The sequence below is a fragment of the Streptomyces sp. NBC_01474 genome (assembly GCF_035918215.1).
GTDB classification, from domain to species: Bacteria; Actinomycetota; Actinomycetes; order Streptomycetales; family Streptomycetaceae; genus Streptomyces; species Streptomyces aureus.
Map to the genome: position 1 here is coordinate 10,366,026 of NZ_CP109449.1, position 20,665 is coordinate 10,386,690.

Consider the following 20,665-nt stretch of genomic DNA (forward strand, 5'->3'; position numbering starts at 1 on the left):
TTTGAGTCCGCCGATGCCGTCGTCTTGCTCACCACCCACCGCAGCAAGGCCTGGAATACCACACCGTGTTCTTCCTCGGAATTCACGGCAGGCAGTGGTGGGCGCTCGGAAGCGACCCGCGGGCCGGGCGCGAGGGGCAGGGGCACCGGGGCGCGGTCACCGAGTGGGCCCAGCAAGGGAGTTGACGGCAGGGGCCACGGACGGCGACCGCCGCCGTCCGTGGCCGAAGAGAGCATTGGCACTCCTCGGCCACGGGATTCTCTTGAGTCGCTTTCCGCGCGGAGCTCACTCTGATCACTGGCTTCCGGTCACCAGGCCGGATGCGTCGTCACAGTTCAGGGGAGGACGCCACCCATGCGAAGACACCACGCCTTCTGGGCCCTGGCAGGAGCGGCCGGACTGCTCACGAGTGCGATCACACCCGCCGCGGCCGGTGCCGGGGCGCAGGTCACCGTACAGGAATCCACGCCCGTGCACAGCGGCGCTCAGGCCGGTGCGACGCGTACGCAGACCGTCACCCTCATCACCGGTGACACCGTGACCCTCAGCGCCGGGCCGGACGGCAAGTACGCCGTCGACGTGCAGCGCGGCAAGGGCCGCGAGGCCGCTACCTTCGTGTCCAGTGAGAAGGACGGTGAGGTCAGTGTCCTGCCGTCGGACGCGATCCCGCTCGTGAACGCGGGTCGCCTCGATCCGTCCCTCTTCAATGTCACCCAGTTGGTGAAGCAGGGGTACGCCGACGCGAGGACCGGTGACATCCCGGTGATCGCGACGTACACGAAGGGCAGCGCGACTCCCGACGGCGCTCGCCGGATGCTCAAGCTGCCCACGATCGACGGCGCCTCGCTCAGTGCGGCGAAGTCGACTGCCTTCTGGAAGGACATCGCCCCCGCGCTCGGCACGGGACCGACCACGAAGGCCGCACGGCAGCTCGGCGAGGGGATCGACAAGATCTGGCTCGACGGCAAGGTCGAGGCGTCCCTCGATGTCAGCGTTCCGCAGATCGGCGCGCCCGAGGTGTGGAAGTCGGGCTACGACGGGAAGGGCGTCAAGGTGGCCGTCCTGGACACGGGCGTGGACGCCGGTCATCCGGATCTCGCCGGGAAGATCGCCGAGTCGAAGAGCTTCGTGCCGGACCAGGCGGTGCAGGACGGCCACGGTCACGGCACCCATGTGGCGTCCACGATCGTCGGCTCGGGCGCGGCCTCGGACGGCAAGCGCAAGGGTGTGGCGCCGGGCGCGGAGCTGCTGGTCGGCAAGGTCCTCGGCAATGACGGCCGCGGCCAGGACTCCTGGATCATCGCGGGCATGGAGTGGGCGGCCCACTCCGGCGCGAAGATCGTGTCGATGTCGTTGGGCGGTGACGCGTCCGGGCCCTCGGACGTCCTGAGCGAGACCGTCGACGAGCTGTCCGCGTCCACCGGCACCCTCTTCGTGATCGCGGCGGGCAACTCAGGACCGTCCGAGCAGACCGTCGGCACTCCGGGCATCGCCGACTCGGCGCTGACGGTCGGCGCGGTCGACAAGTCCGACACGCTGGCCTCGTTCTCCAGCCGGGGCCCCCGCATCGGCGACTACGCGGTCAAGCCGGAGATCACCGCACCGGGCGCGGCCATCACCGCGGCCCGCGCGGCCGGCACCACCATGGGCACGCCGGTCGACGAGTACTACACGACGTCGAGCGGTACGTCGATGGCGACCCCGCACGTCGCGGGCGCCGCCGCGCTGGTCGCGCAGGCCCATCCGGACTGGACGGGACGGCAGATCAAGCAGGCGCTGGCGGCCACCGCGAAGACGAACAGCGTCAACTCCGTGTTCGAGCAGGGAGACGGCCGGGTCGACGCCGTACGGGCCGTCAACCAGGGCGTCTTCGCGACACCGACCCTGAGCTTCGGCAAGTACGAGGAGACCGACGCCGACATCGACACCAAGGACGTCACCTACACCAACACCACCGACAAAGCGGTGGAGTTGAAGGTCGCCTCGTCCCTCCCCGATGCCGCCCTGAACGCGGACACCGTGACCGTCCCGGCGCAGGGCACCGCCACCGTCGAGGCGGCGGTCGACCCTGCCGACCTGGCGACGGGCCGGTACACGGGCCACATCACCGCGAGCGCCGACGGCGTCCAGGTCACCACAGCCATCGGCTTCGAGAAGCTGGCGAAGACCTACGATCTCAAGGTGTCGCTGGTGGGCCGGGACGGCAAGCCGTCCACCTCGGCGTCGCTCTTCATGCTCTCGGAACTGAACGGAGCGTATCCGGAGACGCACGGGTTCCTCGGCAGCGGCTACACGTTCAAGGTGCCGGCCGGTACGTACAACATGGCGTCGTGGATTTCGCAGCGGGACGCGGCCGGCCTTGAGGTCGCCACCTCGATCGTCGGCGATCCGGAGGTCAAGGTCGACAAGAACACCGAGGTCGTCCTCGACGCCCGCAAGGCGGTCGAGATCAAGCCAAAGACCAAGGAGGACTCCGAGTTCCAGGGATTCACCACTAACTGGCACCGGGAGGGCCCGGGCAGCTCGTGGGGGCTGACCTACAGCCAGGGCTGGTGGACCGACCACGTCTACGTGGCGCCCACCGAGAAGGTCACCCAGGGCACGTTCGAGTTCTCCTCGAAGTTCCGTCTGTACGCCAAGGAGCTGACGGCGAGCGTCACCAGCCCCGAGAAGTACGCGCTGCCCCTCGACTACGCGCAGACCGACACCGGTTTCCCGGTGAAGATCAGCGGCAACCGCACGGTCGTGGCAGTGGACGCGGGCGGCGGCACCACGGCCGACTTCGACGGCCTCGACGTCAAGGGCAAGGTAGCGGTCGTCCGGGTGGGCGCCGGTGAGACGGCGGACGAGGCGCTGGCCAACGCGACGGAGGCCGGGGCCGGCTACGTCCTCGCCTACCACGAGACGCCTGGCTACTGGATCTCCTGGGTGAACAGCGCGTCCATCCCGCTGATGACCGCGACCGGCGAGGACGGCGCGAAGCTCGGCGCCCTGTTCAAGAGCGGGAAGCAGGTCAGGCTGAAGCTGACGGGCACCGCGGTCAGCCCGTACGTGTACAGCGTGATGTTCCCGCAGACGGGCGCCGTATCGGCCGACCAGACGTACAACCTGAACCGCTCCAACACGGTGAAGCAGACGGTTCGCTACCACGGGGGCCGAGCCGGCCAGGTCGGCAAGGACTCCGTGTACCAGTACCGTCCCTGGCAGAACGTCGACATCGCGACCAGCAACAACGTTCAACTCGGCACGGAGCGCACCGAGTACTACAACGTCACCGCCAACCGGATCTGGCACGCCGTCTATCCCGACTCGAACGCGACCAAGCCCCAGTGGGATTCCGTGCAGACCTTCGACACGGCGGGCACGGTGCCCTCCGAGGACTGGCTGCGCCAGGTCGTGCGCCCGGCGGCCAATGAGGGCTACGGCCTCTCCCAGCGCACCGGAGACAAACTCACCTTCGCGATACCGGAGTTGAGCGACTCCACGCCGGGGCACTACGGGTCGGTGGACAACGTCCAGGACACCGCGAAGGGCAAGCTGTACGCGGACGGACAGCTGGTCGGCGAGACCAAACTCGGTGGACTCGGCACCTTCGACGTCCCCGCGGCGAAGGCCTCGTACCGTCTCGTGCTCGACACGCGGCGTACCGCCGACTGGGCCGCGTACTCCACCAGCACCCACACCGAATGGTCCTTCGCCTCGGCCCACACGGACCAGCGGACGGCGCTGCCGGTGCTCTCCGTCGACTACGGCGTGCACGGGCTCGACCTCCTCAACCGCGCCGACCGCAAGCACACATCGCAGCTCGCACTCTCCGTACGGGACCAGTCGGGCGGCGTTGTGGCCGGGGACCTGAAGGCATGGGTCTCCTACGACGACGGCACGTCCTGGAAGGTGGTGAAGGTGGATCACGGCGAGGTGGAACTCAAGCACCCCAAGGGCGCCGAGTCCGTGTCGCTGCGCGTGCGCGCCGCCGACCAGGACGGCAACGCGGTCGAACAGACCGCGCTGCGGGCGTTCGGTCTGAAGTAGTGGCCCAGCCTTAACAAAGATCGTCTACCGTGCCGGGTCATGGAGACCACGGCGTACGACAAGGACGGGCAGACCCTCGCCGCGAGCCCCTGGGCCGCGGTGGGGGTCTCCGCATTCGACGAGCGGCTGTACCAGGCCATCCTCAACCAGCCCGACGCCGGCGTGACCGGCTGGGCCCTGCTGACGGGTTCCTCCCCGGCCCGGGTCCGTGAGGTGTGCGACCGGCTGCTCGCGCTCGGGCTGCTGCAACCACCGGACTCCATGGGCGGGATACGGGCCGTCGACCCCAGGGTGGCGATCCGGGGGCTGATCAGGCGGCGTGAGACGGAGTCCGAGCTGCTGGCCGCGACCGCCGAGGAGATGGCGAGCGTGTTCGAGGCGGGGCTGCTGCGCGAGGAACCGTCCCGGCTGGTCGAGGTGGCCTCCGGCGAGGGCGCCATCGCGGCACGCCTGGAGGAGATGTATGCGCGCGCGGAGCACGAGGTGTGCCTGTTCGACACACCGCCGTATCTAGCCCCGGCCGGTCCGCAGGTAGACCTCCAGGCCGATCTGCTCAGTCGCGGAATCGTCTCCCGAGGGATCTACTCGGCGACCGGCCTGGAGGATCCGAAGGTCTTGTCCCGCGCCTTCAGGATGGTCGAACTCGGCGAGCAGGCACGCGTGTTGCCGTCCGTGCCCCTCAAACTCCTTGTGGTCGACGGATGCCGGGCGCTGCTGCCGCTGACCGCCTCCGCGGCCGGCGGCTACTGCGCCGTCGTGGTGTGGCACTCGGCGGTGACCGAGGCCCTGCAGAAGCTCTTCGACATGGCCTGGCAGCAGGCCGCTCCGCTGGGTCAGGCGGTCGACGGCGGTGGGCTCACCGAGAGCGAGCGGACGCTGACCCGGCTGCTGGCGGCCGGAATGAAGGAGGAGGCGGTGGCTCGCCACCTGGGCGTGAGCCTGCGGACCCTGCGGCGGCGCGTAAGTGAGCTGCAGGAGCGGCTGGGTGCGGCGAGCAGGTTCCAGCTGGGGATGCGGGCTTCCCAACGGGGCTGGGTATAGCAGCGACCCCTCCGTGACAACCAAGGGATGTATTTCGGTACGAAGGAGTACGCGATGTCCCTCTCCCATCAGCGACAACGGCAGGGCCGCGGCGACGCGGGGTGACAGTGCGAACCAGGCGCGGCTGGCCCGGGTCTTCGGCGGGCCGAGGTGGAGGAGGCTGTTGCCGATGGCGGTGAGGGACCAGCGCACATGGAGACGGCGGTCGGCGAGGGGGACGTCGTGCCAGTGCAGGCGACGGCGTCGTCGGCGTGGTCCTCAACACCATTGACGACGCGCTCGACCATGGCCAGGAGAGCTCCAAGGGCGACTGGACGGTAGGCAGCGTCCGCTACCTGTCCGAGCTACTGGACGCGACCCGCGGCCAAGGCCGCCCCGTCGTGCTGGTCGCCGACCAAGGCCACGTCTTGGACCGCACCACCGAAGGGCCGCTGCCCGCACAGGGCGTGGAGTCGGCACGCTGGCGCATCGGCCCTCCACAAGATCAGCCCAGCGACGACGAGGTCCACCTGGCCGGCCCACGCGTACTCGAGGGCGGCGGCAGCATCACCGCGCTGTGGCGCGAAGACCAGCGCTACACCCCCCCCGCAAGGCCGGCTACCACGGCGGCGCGGCCCTGGCGGAAATGACCGTGCCGGTGCTGGCGCTGCTGCCCTCAGCCGAAACCCTGCCGCTCGGCTGGTCGGTGCTCTCCCCGGAAGCCGTCACCCCGCCGTGGTGGCACGACGCGAACCGCGCAGGTGCCACCGCTGCACCGCAGCCCTGCCCTTGCCGAAAACTCATCCATCCTGATGGGAGCCGTGTGCGGGGTCGGGGGCATGCCAGCTGTGGCTGATGGCACCGGAGCCCTCGCGAGGTTGGCGATCAGCGCGGCATGATGATTCGCTACGCTGCTGCGACTGGTCTACTTCGGTGTGACGAACGCGTTCGCGATGCTGCGCTTGCGTTCGATGAGCGACCGGGGCAGGTCGTCGAGATCCTGGCGCTGCGCCACCAGATCACAGTACTTGAGCGCCAACTGGACGGGGAGCGGGTCCGGCTCACGCCGCCGACCGGGCGTTCCTCGCTGCGCTGCTGCACCGGCTGCCGCGAGATGCGCTGCGCAGGCTGCGGCTGCTGGTGTGCGCGCCGTCGGTGGTCTCGGGTGGGCTCTGGCCGTGGTGGGTGTGCAGCAGCCGTGGCCCTTCGCCGGGCGGCTGGACTCTGCCGTGGGGTGCGCAGTCGGCGATGTGGCGGGGCAGTGGCGGCCTCGGCATGGGGCTAGCCGCGGCCTGTGCCTGTGCGTGAAGGCTCGAAGGAGTGGGTCGCGGCGCCGTCCTGGTCGCGGCGCGGGCCCCGCAGGGTCCTGCCCGGAGGCGGTGCCGCGCCGGCCGTGTTGACGCGGGGGAGTGCGTAGGGGTGGTCCTCGGTCAGCCAGCGCATCATCCGCTCACGGACCGTGACCCGCACCGTCCATATGTCGTCCGCGTCCTTGGCCGTGACCAGGGCGCGCACCTGGATGGTGTTGGGAGTGGAGTCCGTGACGGCGAGCTTGTAGTCGCGTCCGTCCCAGGCCGGGCACTCGCGCAGGATGTCGCGCAGCTTCTCGCGCATGGCCTCCACCGGCGCGGAGTGGTCGACGTGGAAGAAGACGATGCCGGTCATCTGGGCGCTGCCACGCGACCAGTTCTCGAACGGCTTCGAGGTGAAGTACGAGACGGGCATCGTGATTCGCCGCTCGTCCCAGGTCCGTACCGTCAGAAAGGTCAGGGTGATCTCGTCGACGGTGCCCCACTCGCCGTCCACCACGACCGTGTCGCCGAGGCGCACCATGTCGCCGAAGGCGATCTGCAGCCCGGCGAAGAGGTTCGACAGGGTGGACTGTGCGGCGACACCGGCGACGATGCCGAGGACGCCGGCCGAGGCGAGCAGCGAGGCGCCGGCCGCCCGCATCGCCGGGAAGGTGAGCAGCATCGCGGCGGCCGCGACCACACCGACGATCGCGGACACCACCCGCTGGATCAGCGACACCTGGGTGCGGACCCGGCGGACCCGGGCGGGGTCGCGGTGCGCGGTCGCGTAGCGGGTGTACGAGGTCTCCACGGCGGCGGCGGCGATGCGCACCACCAGCCAGGCCGTGGAGCCGATGAGGGTCAGCGTCAGGATCCGGCCGATGCCGATGGAGTGCTCCTCCAGCAGCTTGGCCTGCGCGTAGGACCCTCTGAGCATGGCGGTGCACAGAACGAGTTGGAAGGGGATACGGCCGCGACGGAGCAGCCCCCACAGCGGGGTCTCGTGGTGCCGGCCGTCCGCGCGTCGCAGCAGCCGGTCCACGGCCCACCCGACGAGCAGCGTGAGCATGACCGAGCCGCCGACGACGATCACCGGGCGCAGTACGTTCTCCATGCACCCGACCGTTACCGGCCCGCCGCAGTCCAAACCTGGAGCCGGAAGCCGTCCGTACGCGGGCCCGTGCGGCGTCGTCGGTCCAGGCTGGCACCATGGAGCCCACGAACGTCATGCTCTTCACTCCACCTACGGGCTGCGGCCGGCGGTGCGCGCCGCGGCGGACCGGCTGCGTGCCGCGGGGCACGAGGTGTGAACGCCCGACCTCTTCGAGGGCCGCACCTTCGACACCGTGGAGGAGGCAATGGCCTTCAACGAGGAGATCGGCAAGGACGAGCTCCTCAAGCGCGCCGTCCTCGCCGCTGCGCCCTACTCCGAGCGAGGCCTGGTGTACGTGGGCTTCTCCCTCGGCGCGTCGATCGCGCAGACCCTCGCTCTGGGCGACGACAGGCCCGGGGACTGCTGCTCCTGCACGGCACTTCGGACATCGCGGAGAGCGCCTCGGTGGACGAGCTGCCGGTCCAGCTGCACGTCGCCGAGCCGGACCAGTTCGAGACGGACGACTGGCTGAGCGCCTGATACGAGGTAGAGGTAGCACCCCCGACACCCGAAAGATCACGTCCTCGCGCCTGCTGCCCGCGCCCGCTCGCTGCCCCGCGGGGTTCCGGCATCCCGAACCCGGCCGCCATCTACCGGGCCGCGCACGCCTGAAGGAACGCAGCGTCACGGACACGGGCCGCGATCTCACCCACCCAGCCAGCCGCCGCACACGCCACCACCCCGGCCGCCCCCGTGGCCGATGCGCCCGGCGCGTGGCGTGGGGGAGGGGACGGTGAGGCTGTCGGGCTCGGATGGTCGCCGTCTGGTCGGACACGCTCTTTCCCCGGGTTTCCACGCCCCCACAGCCACCTGTACCGCACGCCTGCCAGGCCCGGCCTGGTTCCTGACCTGCTTGAGGTTGTGGACCTGCCGGTTTGTCAGCGGCCGTCCCTAGTCTGCGAGTTGACGGCATCTGCTGGATCCTGACCCAGAGCACACTACCAAATCGCAAACTCTATCGACCCCTCGATAAGGGCATGCTTATGATGCCCTGCATGAAGAGTTCGACGTTCGTCATGGTCCACGTGGGCCAGAGCACCGAGGCGCAGCGCAATCTCATCCACGGCATCGAGACACTGTCCTGGGGCTTTCCCGAGGAGAAGCCCGAATACAGGGACGCCCACCCGCAGTTCGCGCTCCTGGCCACTGGAGCTTCGCCGCGCGTCCAGCTCGAGAGCTGGCTTCAGGACACCGCAACGCTCTACCTCTTCCAGGTCCGCGGCGGCTTCTATGAGGGCCGGTCCTGGCACTGGCCCGACGAAGAGGCCGAGCGGCGCTTGAAGTACCCCCAGCGCTTCGGCATCGAACCCCTTGCCCGGCTCGAGAACATCCCCCTGGGTCCCAAGGGACCGCTCACCGAAGCCGGCAGCGATGCCATCCGCCGCTCAGGGACCGACCGGGGCATGGGCAAGCTCGTCCAGATGCCCGCCCAACGTCTCCTGGAGCTCGCCGGGATCCCCTTCGACCCCGACAAGCCCGAAGACGTTCCCCTGGACAAGTCGCCGGGCTTCACGGCGGAACAGGTTGAGGGCCAGAAGAAGCCCCAGCGGCGCCGCCGCGGCGCCGGCTACATCTCCGACCCCAAGAAGCGCAAAGCCATCGAACTGCACGCCGAGAACCACGCAGTTGCCCACTACGAGGAGAAGGGCTGGACGGTCGAGAGGCTGGGCAAGCCCTACGACCTGCGCTGCACCCGCGGCGCGGAGGAACTCCATGTCGAGGTCAAAGGGACCACGGGGGCCGCGACGAGCGTGGAGCTGACGATCAACGAGGTCCTGCACGCCAGGGACAAGGACAACACCGTCGACCTCTATGTCGTCAGCGACATCAAGGTCGACACCTGCACCGACCCCTACACCGCCAGCGGCAACAAGGTCACCCTCTTCACCGACTGGGAGCCGGCTGAGGAGGACCTGAGGCCCCGCAAGTACGAATACCGGCTCCCCGACACCACCAACTGAGCCCCCGCGGCACCGGGCACTGTCAGAGCCGCCTGCGACCTTGTGCCGTGCGCGAGGACAATCGGGCGGCCTGATGACGGCTTCGAAGTCCACCTCGCCCTCACTGACATCCGCGATGCCCAGCAAGGTACGCACCGCGCGTATTGCCTCGGCCAGATCTGCAGTCGTGAGGATGGCAGCAGCAGGTGAGTTGCTCATCCCGGAACCATAGGACGGCAGGCGGGCATGACAGGCCGCCAGTTCAGACGCGGCAGCGCATGCCATTGGTGACTTCGCGGTAGTCGGCGATTACGGGCTTCGCCATCGACTCCCGGTAGACCACGGCCACTCGCCCGTAAGGCCAGCTGGGGTCAGGTGCGCAGCTTCTCGTTGCCGTCCAGACAGTCGCGCTTACGGCCTGGTGTGTGGTTGGCGTGAGGCTGTGTTGAGTCGGGTCGGTGTTGTGATCCGGTCTGTGCAGGCAGCGCGAGTGCCTTGCTGTGTTGGGGCTCGCTGCTGCACGGATGGTGTCGAGAGGTTGTCCGAGGCGTGATCGAGAACGAGAGGGGGTGCTCTCATCTGCAATCCTCGCGAACAGACCGGAGGGCCGGTGGTGGGGCAGGATCGCCCCGCCACCGGCCCTCTACGGCACGCGCAGGTTCCTGTGGTGCCGTAGTTCTGTCATAGCCTGGTCTTTGCTCTGTCACCTCACGAGTGCGGCACTACACCTCCGGCCGGTGGCGGTCGTCGCCGCCGTCCCATGAGGTGTAGGTGTAGGGGTTGGAGATTCGCTCGCTGTCCGGGAGTTCAGGCTCGCGGGCTGCCTGCCACTCCTTCTCGCCCATGGCGGTGCGGAAGTGTTCGACGGTCTCCGCTGTGGCCGCGCGGGCGGTTGTGAGGGTGTCCTGGAGCAGCGCATGGTCGTACTTGACGATCTTTCCGTTGACCATGACGGTGTGGACGTCCCCGCGGCCGGCTTGGAAGACGACGTGTCCATAGGGGTGGATGATCGGGTGCATGGCGGGTGACCGGTCGTTCTTGATCAGGACGAGGTCAGCCTTTTTTCCCGGCGTGATGCTGCCGATCACCGAGTCGAGGCCAAGGGCCTGCGCACCGCCCAGCGTTGCCCACCGTACGACGTCTTCAGCGCGCAGATGGTTGTGGACGATCGTTTCGTCGCGGTTGTGGGCTGCCAGGTGCTCCCGTGCCCGGTCGGAGCTCAGAGTGGAGCGCATCGCGGAGAACAGGTCGGCGCTCCACCACATGCTGGAGTCCATGGACAGGGACACCGGTATGCCGTGCTTGCGCAGCTGCCAGGTGGGCGGGTAGCCCTGGCCCGCGTTGAGCTCGCTTTCGGAGGAGACGGAGACACTCCCGCCGGTGGCCGCGATCCGGTGATAGGAGTCCTGGGAGAGCGATGTGGCGTGGACGTAGGTCACGTCGGGGGTCATGAAGCCGTTTTCCCACATCAGCCGAATGCTGTCGTCAGTGGTGGCGCCCCACACGCCCGCGTGCGTGGTCACGCGTAGTTCCAGCTCGCGTGCCACTTCAAATGCCTTCCGCTCGGGGAAGGACGGGTCGGCGGTGACGTCGAAGGCCAGCTGCAGGCCGAGCATGTCGTCGCCCGGAGTGAATCGGCGACTTGCGAATGCTTTGAAGTCGGCGCTGGTGGCCCATTCCCAAGGGGCTCCAAGCAGGTTCCCATAAGCCAACACGAAGCGGCCGGGCGTTGCTTGGAGGGCGTCCACTGCTGCGTCGGCATGGTCCAGGGTCTGCAACCCGTGCGACCAGTCCAGCGTGGTGGTCACACCGGCGTCGAGTGCCTCGACGGCGCCGAGGAGGTTGCCCGCGTAGACGTCCTGAGGCCGGAAGAGCCGACCCCAGTTGAGATAGCAGAAGACGAAGTACTGGCTGAGAGTCCAGTCTGCACCGATGCCGCGCAGTGCTGTCTGGTACATGTGACGGTGGGAGTCGATCATGCCGGGCATCAGGATGCCGCCGGTGGCGTCGACTTCGACCGTCCCCTCGGGAACGGCCAGGTCGCGGCCGATCGCCTCGATGCGGTCTCCCATGACCAGTACGTCCCCGTTCTCGATGACACCATGGGAATCCACGGTCAGCACCGTAGCGTGACGGAAGACGACGGGGCGGCCGGGACTGAAGCCCTGCGCGCGTGCGGCGTTTCGGTGCGCGGAGTCGGCGGCAGGCGAGGTGTCTGTGGTCATGATCAGTTGTTCTTCCTTACGGCAGAGATGATGTGTGACTGGAATGCACCGCCGCGGCCGGGCGGTGTGGGGACGCGGATTACGCCGTCATAGCTCGGTGTCTTCCGCCCGTGCGTGCCTCGAGCCGGCGCGAGATGATGACCGAGGTCAGAGCACCCAAGGAGAGGGCGACGGCAAAGCCGATCATCGACGGACGTAGTCCTAGCTGGTGGGAGACGAGGCTGAATCCGATCGAGGGCAGCCCCATGCCGGCGTAGGCGATGGCGAAGAACACCGCGAGCACGCCTGCCCGGGACGAGGGCAGGGCTGCCGCCACGCTCTGGCCCACAGATGCCTTGAACAGCAGTCCTGCTCCGGCGCCGGTGATCGCCGCGGCGGTGAGGAAGAGCGCCAGTGCCGGGTGGAAGAGCGCGAGAGCTGTCAGGGCCAGGCCGACCGGGAAGAGCACTGTGCCGGTCATCAGCATCCGGGAAGCGGACAGCCGGGCCAGCGCCAACTGGGCCACAGCAGAAGCCGCGAACACTGCGAAGGGGGCGAGGCCCGCAATGAACGGTGAGGAGATTCCCAGCACGCCGCGGACCATCACCGCGCCGAGCGAGGAGAAGAAACCCATTACAGCGAACGAGAAGAAGCCGATACCGGCTGCGGCGGCGAAGGCAGTGCCGCCTCCCGGGCGCAGCCCGAAGCGGGCGGGCGCCGCCCCCGCAGCCTGCCGGTTCACGGTCTCCGGGCCGGTCAGCACCAGCACCGACAGCACGACCAGCACGACGCCGAACAGTACAAATGGGGTCGTCAGCGGTGCGGGCGCCCACTGAGCCAGTGCCCCGGCGGCCAGCGGTCCCAGAGCCAGTCCGCCAAGGTTGGCAACGGCGGCCACCAGCCCGGGCACAGGCGAGCCCGCCCGCTCCGGGTGGGACCGGACGTAGAGGTCGCTCAGGTAGGCCGTGGCGGTCGAGGCCATCAGCCCCGTCCCGAGCCCCGTCACCATGCGGGCGACCAGCAGGCCGGCCGTGCCGTGCCACACCATCAGCAGCAGAGCCGCGGTGGCCGAGGTGAGCAGCGCCGGGACGATGATGTGCCGGCGCCCGAGACGGTCAGAGAGGTGTCCCAGCAACAGGAAGCTTGCGGCGGCGCCGACAACCATCGCTGCGAAGGCCACAGTGACCATCGTGGAGCCGAAATCATCGCGGGCGGCGAACAACGGCCACAGAGGCGTCGGCAGCGTGCCGAAGGCCATAAGTATGGCGAAGGCGAAGGCCACGATCCAGAAGCTGCGCGTCGGCGCGGCTGGACCTGGTGCCGTGGTCCCCAGACCAGGATCGCGGGCCGAAAGGAGGGAGGGCATCGGAAACTACTTTCCGCTGGTACGGGAAACAGAAACAACGAGCTGTGCCGACCGAGACTGGTCGGTACACCTGCTCTCAACCTCTTCTGGCGCCACTGCCATTTCCACTCTGAGGCAGCAGGTAGAGATACAGTTCATCTCTCCGGGAGATGATGTCTCCATGGAACTCCGTCATCTGCGGCACTTCGTCGCTCTCGCCGAGGAGGGCAGCTTCACGCAGGCAGCCGCCCGGGAGCTGATCGTCCAGTCAGGCCTCTCCTCATCCGTGCGCGCTCTGGAGAAGGAAGTGGGAGCCGAGCTGTTCGTACGCGGGAGCCGCCCTGTGCGGCTGACCGCCGAGGGCCAAGCCCTGCTGCCCGTCGCCCGCCACACCCTGGAGTCCGCCGCTGCGGCCCGCCAAGCCGTCCAGGACGTACGTGGCCTGCTGTCCGGTCACCTGCGCATCGGAACCTACCCGGTCAACCCCAACTTCCTGCCGCTCCCGACATGGTTGGCCGGGTTCGCCCGTGCCCATCCAGCGCTGGAGATCACGGTGCGGCAGACCGGCGGACCGGCCATGACACAGATGGTGGCCGACGGCCGCCTCGACTGTGCTCTGCTCGACCCACTGGACACTTCCCTGTCCGGGTTGCAGGTTCTGCCCATGGTTTCCGAGCGTCTCATGGCGGCAGTCCCGGCCGGGCATCCCTTGGCTGGGACGAAGTCAGTCACCCTGCGCCGACTGGCACGTGAGCCCTTTGTCGAGACCGACCCCACCTGGACAACCCGCCACCGCACCGACAGAGCCTTCGCCGCAGCTGGCTTGACCAGGCGCATCGCCTGCGAAGTCGCCGATTGGCGGCTTCTGCTCGACCTGGTCCGTGCCGGACTCGGCATCGCCTTGGCCCCCCCGAGTCAGGTCGGCGCCACCGACGAGGAACCGGGGCAGAAACTTCGTCTGGTTCCGCTGGCGGGCGCGGAGATCGAGCGGGAACTGGCCCTGGTGCTCCCTGCCGGTCTGGCGGCCTCGCCTGCGGCCCGCCGCATTGCCTCGTATCTGTGCGCACGGACCCGCGAGAGTGTTGCGGAAGCGTGAGTGAGCGTTTGGCGTCTTTGGTGACAAACTCCGGGAGCGAGAGTTCGTTTGCCACGCCGTGCGAGGGCCGCGAGTCCAATGCGAGCGTCGACATCGTGCTCTGCTACGTGGTTCTTGACCACCACTTCGGACATGCCCTGCGACAGCCGACTTCGAGATGCCGAAAAGCGGGCTCTGTCGCCACGTAAGGTTCGTGCGCCAGCATGTGGCCACGGGCAGCATCTGGTCCGCAAGCCGCAAGCCCCACGGCCGGCCCCGCTGCAATCACCGTCCCGACGGCGAACCAGCGCCACCAGTACCTCGCTGCGACACACTCACCGGCCCGATCCACTTCGTATCAGCCGCTGAGAACACCCCGCCGAAAGCTGGCCGACGCATCAGCAGCCGCACCAGTTGCGGACAACCTTTTTAGGCAGTGGGCGGCGTCGCTACAGTGGCTCACCGCCGCTGCCAGGGCAGCCCGGCCCCGCCGCTGGCCGACTCAAGCCCTTGCGCGATGATCCGGCACAACTCGCCGAACTGCGCGGCCTGCTCAGGCGTGAGGCGATCGAAGATTCCGTGCTGCAGGGCTGCAACATGCCCGGGAGTGGCTCGCTGCAACACCTCGTATCCCGTGTCGGTCAGGACCGCGATCCGGCCGCGCTTGTCGGTGGGGTACACGTCGCGGCGCACCCAGCCGAGCTTCTCCAGTCGCTTGATGGCATGTGTGAGCCGAGGCCGGGTGATTTTGGTGTCGGCTGCCAGGTCCAGCATGCGCAGCTGGCGAACAGGGGCCTGCGACAGTCGCGCGAGTATCCGGTAGTACAGGTGCGGCACCCCTGCCGAGCGCTGCATCTGGTGATCCAGGGTGTCCTCAATCAGCGCCGTGGCATCGCGGTACGCATGCCAGATCTCCTGCTCCGGCACATCGAGCCCACTGGGCTCAACGGGCAGGAAGTCAGTGGTATCCCAAGTGCTCGGCGGCGCAGGGGTGGTCATGGTCGGTCCTCTCGTGCGTCAACGGCAACTTTCCCGTAGTCCCCGTGGTTCGCCCTCGTCCGACGGGAGCGTGCCATTGGCGCGGATGCACCTCGAGGTATGACGGGTGAGCGCCATAGCGGCTGCACACGCCGGCTCCGGGTTCCGCCACCGGCCGTCGGAAGCCAACCGAATAGGTGCGCTCAACGCTCAGAAACGTAACACTGGGCGCGAGCATTATCGATGCCGCTGGCGTTCCGTGCGCGCTGCCGCACCTCGTCCCAGCAGGCCCCACCGTCGCTGACACTCTCCCTGAAAAGGCCTTGTGAGCAGCTCTTTTTCCTCCGCTCATGCCGAGTGACACACAACACTCCGACTGCCAGAAATAGATCGCTTCAGATGTTGTTACAACAACTATTAAGGTCTCAGATATTGACAGAGAGGTAATCCCGTGGACCGCTTCCGCGACAGCACTGGATCAGACACCGCCATCGAGCCCACGAGCAGCACCGACCGTCGCTGCTCCCCGCAGCGGATCGGAGGTGTCCTGCACAAGGGGGCGGGAGAACAGGTCGATGACTCGGCGTTCGTACTCGCTCCAGACGACCTCAAAGAGTCCGATCCCTTCGTCCTGCTCGACCAGGCATGGTTCTCCAAAGTCGGCTTTGACTGGCACCCGCACCGTGGCTTCGAGACCGTCACTCTGGTTGTCGAAGGTCAGCTCGAACACCACGACAACGCGGGCGGTCACGGCGTGCTAGACCCCGGCGACCTGCAGTGGGTGACGGCAGGCAGCGGTGTCATCCACGCCGAACTCGCCTACCGGCGCCGGCCCGTGCAGACCCTCCAGCTTTGGGTCAACTTGCCCCGGAGGAAGAAGATGTCCCAGCCGCGTTACCAGAACCTGCGAGCGGCCAGCGCCCCTTTGGTGGAGGGCCCCGGCTCGCGAGTGCGCATCTTCGCTGGGGACATCAATGGAGTGCACGGCCCAGCGGAACTGCACCACCCCGTCACGGTGGCACACGCCCACTACGAGGAGGGTGGGAGCTTCACCCACGAGATCCCCGGAGACCACAACGGCTTCTTGTACGTGGTCTCAGGTTCGGTACTCGTCGGTCCGGATCGCATGCCGGTGGAGAACGGCCATACCGCTTGGTTCCCGCCCGGCGAGCCGGGGCTGACCGGCATCGAGGTGCATGCGACGCAGGTCACGCAGCTGGTCTTCTACTCCGGCTTGCCCATCCGCGAGCCGGCATTCGCCTACGGACCGTTCGTCATGAACGACCGTTCAGGCGTGGCAAAGGCCATCGAGGACTACCAGAGCGGCAAGTTCGGGCCGATCCCCACCACGCACCGTTGACACCAGAGCGGCCGCCGCGGCGCTGAATAGCACGAGGAGAGCCCGGGGCCGGAACAAGAGGGAGGGCCAGGGCATCCGAGGAAGAGCCTATGCTGCCCGTGTGACGAAGCGTTCCCGATCCACCAGGTCACCCGGCCTGCGGCCCGACGAGCGGCGACTGGCGGTGTGGACCGATTTTCTGGTAGGGCACAGCCGGATCATGGCAGCACTGGAACAAGAGCTGCGTGAGGCGCACGCCATGTCGCTGGCCGAGTACGACGTGCTGCACCATCTGGCCCAGGCGCGTGGCCGCCGCCTACGCATGCGAGAACTGTCACAGGCCGTCCTGTACACGACCAGCGGCATTACCCGGCTGCTCGACCGCATGGTGGAGGCCGGGCTGGTGGAGCGTGAGCCGTCCCCGTCGGATCGACGGGTCATGTATGCCGTACTCACCCGCCAGGGTCTCGCGCTGCTGAGGAAGGCATCGGCCACCCATCTCGCCGGAGTACAGCGACACTTCGGCTCCCACGTCATGGACGAAGAGCTCGACGACGTGGAACGCTTCATGGCGCGGCTGACAAGCTCCGGGCCGGACGGGGCTGCGGACAGCTGACCGTGCCGAGTTTGGCTTCGTCTGTCTTTAAGAGTTGTCCCGTAAGTGGGTTCCGTGCTCGGTCCGCGTCAAAGGAAGGCCAGCGGGACGTCCTTGTCGATGCAGAGCCGCAGGACGTCCGCCAGCTGACGGGCGTCCTCGATATGTTGCTGAAGGAGCTCATCGCCGCCGTCTCGTGCCCACTGGTCAGTGATCGCCTCCAGACGAAGCAGAATCGACGCGCACTCGGCGGGCGAGAGATCGTCACCGCTGTCATCTGGATGATCGAGGAGTGGCTCCAAAGCGGTGGACACGTCGCTCCACGGGCGCTCGCCTCCGAAGCCCCACATCTCGGAGAGGGCGAACCCCTCGGTCTCAGCCAGACGCCGCCGGAACGCGGCAAAGCCGCTGTAGGACCAGGAGACATCCGGACTGCTGTTGTCTCCGTCGCCCGGGAAAAGAACCAGCCCCATGCGCCCTCCCTGTTTACGTGCACACAGGATCGATGGCATGGGGCAGCGTGGGCAACTGGGATGATCTTGATGTGGCTGGTGTGATCACGGCGTCAGAGCCGTCTTGGATAGGCCCGTTCACCGGACTGAGCCCGCGCTGCTTCGGCAAGTTGGTGACCGCAGTGCGGCGCGAGCTGTCTGTCGAGATCCAGCGTGGACGGCCCCTGTAGCCCTGGTGGGTGGCGTCGAGCGGGGCCAGGGGATGCCCGTGTTCGGCGGCCCATCCGCGTGCGGCTGTGAGGCCTTCTTCCCAGGCGACGTCGAAGTGGGACCAGATCATGCCGGGGTTCTCCAGCTGCATGGCGCGGTCTTGGTCCATGGTGCCGCGGGCGTGGAACCGACGGGTGTCGGCGGTCCGCTGGCCCCGTGGGAAGTTCGTGAGCGAGGCCGGCCATTCTTGTGCCGCCGCGTCCTGCCCGGCCCGGGACGCGGTACGTGAACGGCACGCGCAGGTCGCCGTGTTCCCCGGCGATAGATGACAGCCGCTTCGATGCCGCGGCGCCAGTGCTCGTGTTCGGGATTGAGGGCGCGCAGGTTGATGAACGCGGTAAGCGCGGTTTTTGGGGCGGGTTCAGCGGGTGGCCTGCTCCTGGCTGCGCGCGGCGGAAGGTCCCGGCCGGTATCGGGCGGGACCTTCGTCGTTGTGTGGCTGCGGTGACTGCCGTCAGCGTTCGAGGACCAGTCTCGAGCAGCCGGGGGCGGCCCGGGAGACGCAGACGAACATCACATCGTTGGCCGCTCGCTCGTCGGGTGTCAGCAGGACGTCGCGGTGATCGATCGTGCCCGAGCGGACGCCGGTCTCGCAGGTGCCGCAGGTGCCTTCCCGGCAGGAGGAGAGGACCTCGATGTCGGCCTCCTCCATCACGTCGAGGATCGTTTTGTCGGCAGGCACCTGTAGAACCTGTCCGGAGTCGGTCAGCTCGACCTCGAAACCCTCGAAGACGGCGTCCGGGTCGGCCTCGAGTGCCGTGAACCGTTCGGTGCGCAGCGTGCCGGACGGCAGGGGCGTGCACACGGACTCCAGGGCGTTGAGGAGCGGCGCCGGCCCGCAGCAGTAGATCGGCGCGCCGTCCGGACGGCCTGCGACGATCCCGGCCAGGTCGAGGAGTCCGGTCTCGTCCTGCGGGCGGACGACGACGCGGTCGCCGTGGCGCGCCACAAGGTCGTCCACGAAGGCCATCGAGCCCCGGGTGCGGCCACCGTAGTAGAGCCGCCAGTCGGCACCGGCTGCGTCGGCCGAGGCGAGCATCGGGAGGATCGGCGTGATGCCGATGCCGCCCGCCACGAAGACGTATGCCGCCGCCGGCTCCAGCTCGAAGTTGTTGCGCGGACCGCGTGTCTTGATCGGATCGCCCACGCCGAGCTTGTCGTGGACGTGCGCCGAACCGCCGCGGCTTTCCGGTTCGCGCAGCACGGCGACCTGCCAGCTGCTGCGGTCGTCCGGATCGCCGCACAGCGAGTACTGCCGCACCAGCCCGTCGTCGAGCAGCAGGTCGATGTGGGCCCCGGCACACCAGGCAGGCAGCTCGGCCCCGTCGGGGCTGCGCAGTTCGAGTAGCCGGACGTCCGCGGCGGGCTCCGTGGCGGCTGCGACGACCAGTTCCAGCTCGATCTCAGTGTTCACGCGTCCACCAGCTCCGGCTCGGGGTCGGGTACGGCGGAGTCGGTCCGGCCGCCGCCGTGCGTGTCGGGGTGCGCCAGGAGCCACTCCCACAGGGCGATGGGGTCGGTGTCCTCGTGGGTGGTGCCGCACCAGCAGTAGCCGACGAGCACGTCGGTGTTGAGCTTCCACACCACCCGGTAGACGGTCCGCCCCTTGAGCATCTTGGTCGGCGCCGGCAGGTCCGCGCGCACGGGGGCGGCGGGAGCGGCCTGGTCGGGGCTGCTCATGGCGCGGTCACCGCCTTCGCCGCGGCCGTCCTCTCCTCGCCCTGGGCGAGGAGCTTGGTGAGGATCCGGCGGGCGGCCAGGGCGCCGGTGTCGATGTTGATCGACAGCTCCTGGTAGTTCTCCTTCTCGCCCTCGACGACCTTTTCGAGCAGGTCGAGCGCGACGACGTCCTGCATGACCACCGTGTGGTTGTTGGTCGCGAGGAACTCGGTGACCTCCTCGTCGTCGAGCGCGAAGTCACGCGAGACCATCCAGAAGTCCAGGGTCTCGTGCTCGGTCGACGGGGTGATCCCGTAGGTCACCTCGACGTGGAAGGCCTTGTCGTCCGGGCCCTCCTGCGGCGGCAGGACGCCGGCCGGGGCGATCCGACTGTGCAGCAGGTAGAGGCACGGCGCGTGGTACTCGACGTCCTGCCAGCGGGTGATCCGGCCATCGATGCCCGTGGACTTGGAGTAGAACGGCGGGCACTCGGCGTCGTCCATGTGGCGGCTCACGTAGACGACGTTGGCGTCCTCGTCGACCTCGGTCGTGATCGGCGTCTGGGCGACCTCCGGCGTGCCGATGTAGCCGCCGTGGAGGTAGGTCTCGTGGGAGAGGTCCATCAGGTTGTCGACCAGCAGGCTGTAGCGCGCCTTGAGCGGCTCCATGCCGCGGACGACCGTGTAGTTGGGCGAGTCCAGCCACGGCGCCCGCGGGATCAGCGCCTCGTCGGCCAGCTCCTGGTCACCGATCCAGACCCACACCAGCGAGTCCTGCTCGCGGACCGTCCAGGCGGGGACGCGGGCCGTGCGCGGGATCCGCTTCTGGGCCGGTGCGGCGACGCAGGCGCCGGTCTTGTCGTAGGTGAAGCCGTGGTAGCCGCAGACGATCTGGTCGTCCTTGAGGTGGCTGAGCGACAGCGGGTACCGGCGGTGCACGCACCGGTCGGCCAGCGCGACGACCTCGCCCTCGCCGGTCCGGTAGAAGACGAGCGGCTCTGCGCAGATCGTGCGTCCGAGCAGGCCGTCGCCGATCTCTTCACTGTAGGCGGCGACGTACCACTGGTTCACAGGCCAACTGGGCATCGGTGTCTCCTTGTCGGTCTCTCGCCCGGCTGAACCCCGTCCGGGGTCCGGTGCGACGACCGGGTTGCCTCACGTTGACCGACGCGGCCCTCTGCGGCCCAGGGCACTTCCGATGTACGGAAGGAAAGGAATTTGAGCGTGCTCTTGTGAGGAACCCCGGGGTTCACCCCCGGGAGGAATCGCATCCTGTGGTAGCGAAGCGGAGCATCGCCACGGGAACGGGCGC

15 protein-coding genes and 3 pseudogenes are annotated in these 20,665 nt (G+C 68.2%); 9 read left to right on the top strand and 9 right to left on the bottom strand.

From position 1 onward, the window contains the following. Positions 1 to 354: 354 nt before the first annotated feature. The 3 genes from OG758_RS47695 to OG758_RS47705 all read left to right on the top strand — a co-directional run bounded on the left by OG758_RS47695 (position 355) and on the right by OG758_RS47705 (position 5,702). On the top strand, positions 355 to 4,032 hold the full coding sequence (locus OG758_RS47695) for a S8 family serine peptidase (protein ID WP_326715621.1): 3,678 nt from the start codon (positions 355 to 357) through the stop codon (positions 4,030 to 4,032). A 39-nt stretch (positions 4,033 to 4,071) separates the two neighbouring features. Beyond that, positions 4,072 to 5,073 (top strand): LuxR C-terminal-related transcriptional regulator, encoded by a 1,002-nt coding sequence (locus OG758_RS47700; protein WP_326715622.1) that lies wholly within the window; start codon positions 4,072 to 4,074, stop codon positions 5,071 to 5,073. Positions 5,074 to 5,324: 251 nt separating this feature from the next. Then, positions 5,325 to 5,702, top strand: coding sequence for a hypothetical protein (locus tag OG758_RS47705; protein WP_326715623.1), 378 nt, complete (start codon positions 5,325 to 5,327; stop codon positions 5,700 to 5,702). 631 nt (positions 5,703 to 6,333) lie between these two features. Here the strand turns inward: OG758_RS47705 and OG758_RS47710 are convergent. Further along, complete coding sequence (locus OG758_RS47710) at positions 6,334 to 7,458, bottom strand: mechanosensitive ion channel family protein (protein ID WP_326715624.1); 1,125 nt, start codon at positions 7,456 to 7,458, stop codon at positions 6,334 to 6,336. A gap of 136 nt (positions 7,459 to 7,594) precedes the next feature. Between OG758_RS47710 and OG758_RS47715 the strand changes: the two are divergent. Together OG758_RS47715 and OG758_RS47720 are read left to right on the top strand one after the other, a co-directional pair. Further along, positions 7,595 to 7,974 (top strand): annotated as a pseudogene (locus OG758_RS47715) (dienelactone hydrolase family protein); the annotation flags it as partial. Between the two features lie 518 nt (positions 7,975 to 8,492). Then, the gene (locus OG758_RS47720; protein ID WP_326715625.1) at positions 8,493 to 9,458 is read left to right on the top strand and encodes a protein NO VEIN domain-containing protein; all 966 of its coding nucleotides are present in this window, start codon (positions 8,493 to 8,495) and stop codon (positions 9,456 to 9,458) included. Positions 9,459 to 10,159: 701 nt separating this feature from the next. Here the strand turns inward: OG758_RS47720 and OG758_RS47725 are convergent. Continuing rightward, the gene (locus OG758_RS47725; RefSeq protein WP_326715626.1) at positions 10,160 to 11,662 is read right to left on the bottom strand and encodes an amidohydrolase family protein; all 1,503 of its coding nucleotides are present in this window, start codon (positions 11,660 to 11,662) and stop codon (positions 10,160 to 10,162) included. A gap of 79 nt (positions 11,663 to 11,741) precedes the next feature. After that, complete coding sequence (locus OG758_RS47730) at positions 11,742 to 12,923, bottom strand: MFS transporter (RefSeq protein ID WP_326715627.1); 1,182 nt, start codon at positions 12,921 to 12,923, stop codon at positions 11,742 to 11,744. On the opposite strand from OG758_RS47730, the gene OG758_RS47735 reads away from it, so the two are divergent. Beyond that, positions 12,904 to 14,082: a LysR family transcriptional regulator gene (locus OG758_RS47735; protein WP_326715628.1), complete on the top strand. Its 1,179-nt coding sequence runs from the start codon at positions 12,904 to 12,906 to the stop codon at positions 14,080 to 14,082. The genes OG758_RS47730 and OG758_RS47735 overlap by 20 nt on opposite strands. A gap of 129 nt (positions 14,083 to 14,211) precedes the next feature. On the opposite strand, the pseudogene OG758_RS47740 reads toward OG758_RS47735, so the two are convergent. Together OG758_RS47740 and OG758_RS47745 are read right to left on the bottom strand one after the other, a co-directional pair. Continuing rightward, a pseudogene (locus tag OG758_RS47740) lies at positions 14,212 to 14,346 on the bottom strand (IS5/IS1182 family transposase); the annotation flags it as partial. Between the two features lie 174 nt (positions 14,347 to 14,520). Next, positions 14,521 to 15,060, bottom strand: coding sequence for a MarR family winged helix-turn-helix transcriptional regulator (locus OG758_RS47745; RefSeq protein ID WP_326715629.1), 540 nt, complete (start codon positions 15,058 to 15,060; stop codon positions 14,521 to 14,523). 430 nt (positions 15,061 to 15,490) lie between these two features. On the opposite strand from OG758_RS47745, the gene OG758_RS47750 reads away from it, so the two are divergent. Both OG758_RS47750 and OG758_RS47755 read left to right on the top strand, forming a co-directional pair. Further along, on the top strand, positions 15,491 to 16,399 hold the full coding sequence (locus tag OG758_RS47750; protein ID WP_326715630.1) for a pirin family protein: 909 nt from the start codon (positions 15,491 to 15,493) through the stop codon (positions 16,397 to 16,399). Positions 16,400 to 16,499: 100 nt separating this feature from the next. Beyond that, positions 16,500 to 16,994: a MarR family winged helix-turn-helix transcriptional regulator gene (locus tag OG758_RS47755; protein ID WP_326715631.1), complete on the top strand. Its 495-nt coding sequence runs from the start codon at positions 16,500 to 16,502 to the stop codon at positions 16,992 to 16,994. A gap of 68 nt (positions 16,995 to 17,062) precedes the next feature. Here OG758_RS47755 and OG758_RS47760 read toward each other — a convergent pair whose 3' ends face one another. Continuing rightward, on the bottom strand, positions 17,063 to 17,446 hold the full coding sequence (locus OG758_RS47760) for a hypothetical protein (protein ID WP_326715632.1): 384 nt from the start codon (positions 17,444 to 17,446) through the stop codon (positions 17,063 to 17,065). Positions 17,447 to 17,517: 71 nt separating this feature from the next. Between OG758_RS47760 and OG758_RS47765 the strand changes: the two are divergent. After that, positions 17,518 to 17,649: pseudogene (locus OG758_RS47765) on the top strand (IS5/IS1182 family transposase); the annotation flags it as partial. 500 nt (positions 17,650 to 18,149) lie between these two features. On the opposite strand, the gene OG758_RS47775 reads toward OG758_RS47765, so the two are convergent. The 3 genes from OG758_RS47775 to OG758_RS47785 are packed head-to-tail and all read right to left on the bottom strand — an operon-like array spanning position 18,150 to position 20,439. After that, positions 18,150 to 19,109, bottom strand: a complete 960-nt coding sequence (locus OG758_RS47775) for a PDR/VanB family oxidoreductase (protein ID WP_326715633.1) — start codon at positions 19,107 to 19,109, stop codon at positions 18,150 to 18,152. After that, positions 19,106 to 19,375, bottom strand: a complete 270-nt coding sequence (locus OG758_RS47780) for a hypothetical protein (RefSeq protein ID WP_326715634.1) — start codon at positions 19,373 to 19,375, stop codon at positions 19,106 to 19,108. The genes OG758_RS47775 and OG758_RS47780 overlap by 4 nt, the downstream gene beginning before the upstream one ends. Next, positions 19,372 to 20,439 (bottom strand): aromatic ring-hydroxylating dioxygenase subunit alpha, encoded by a 1,068-nt coding sequence (locus OG758_RS47785; protein WP_326715635.1) that lies wholly within the window; start codon positions 20,437 to 20,439, stop codon positions 19,372 to 19,374. Before OG758_RS47785 ends, OG758_RS47780 begins: the two co-directional genes overlap by 4 nt. Positions 20,440 to 20,665 lie beyond the last annotated feature (226 nt).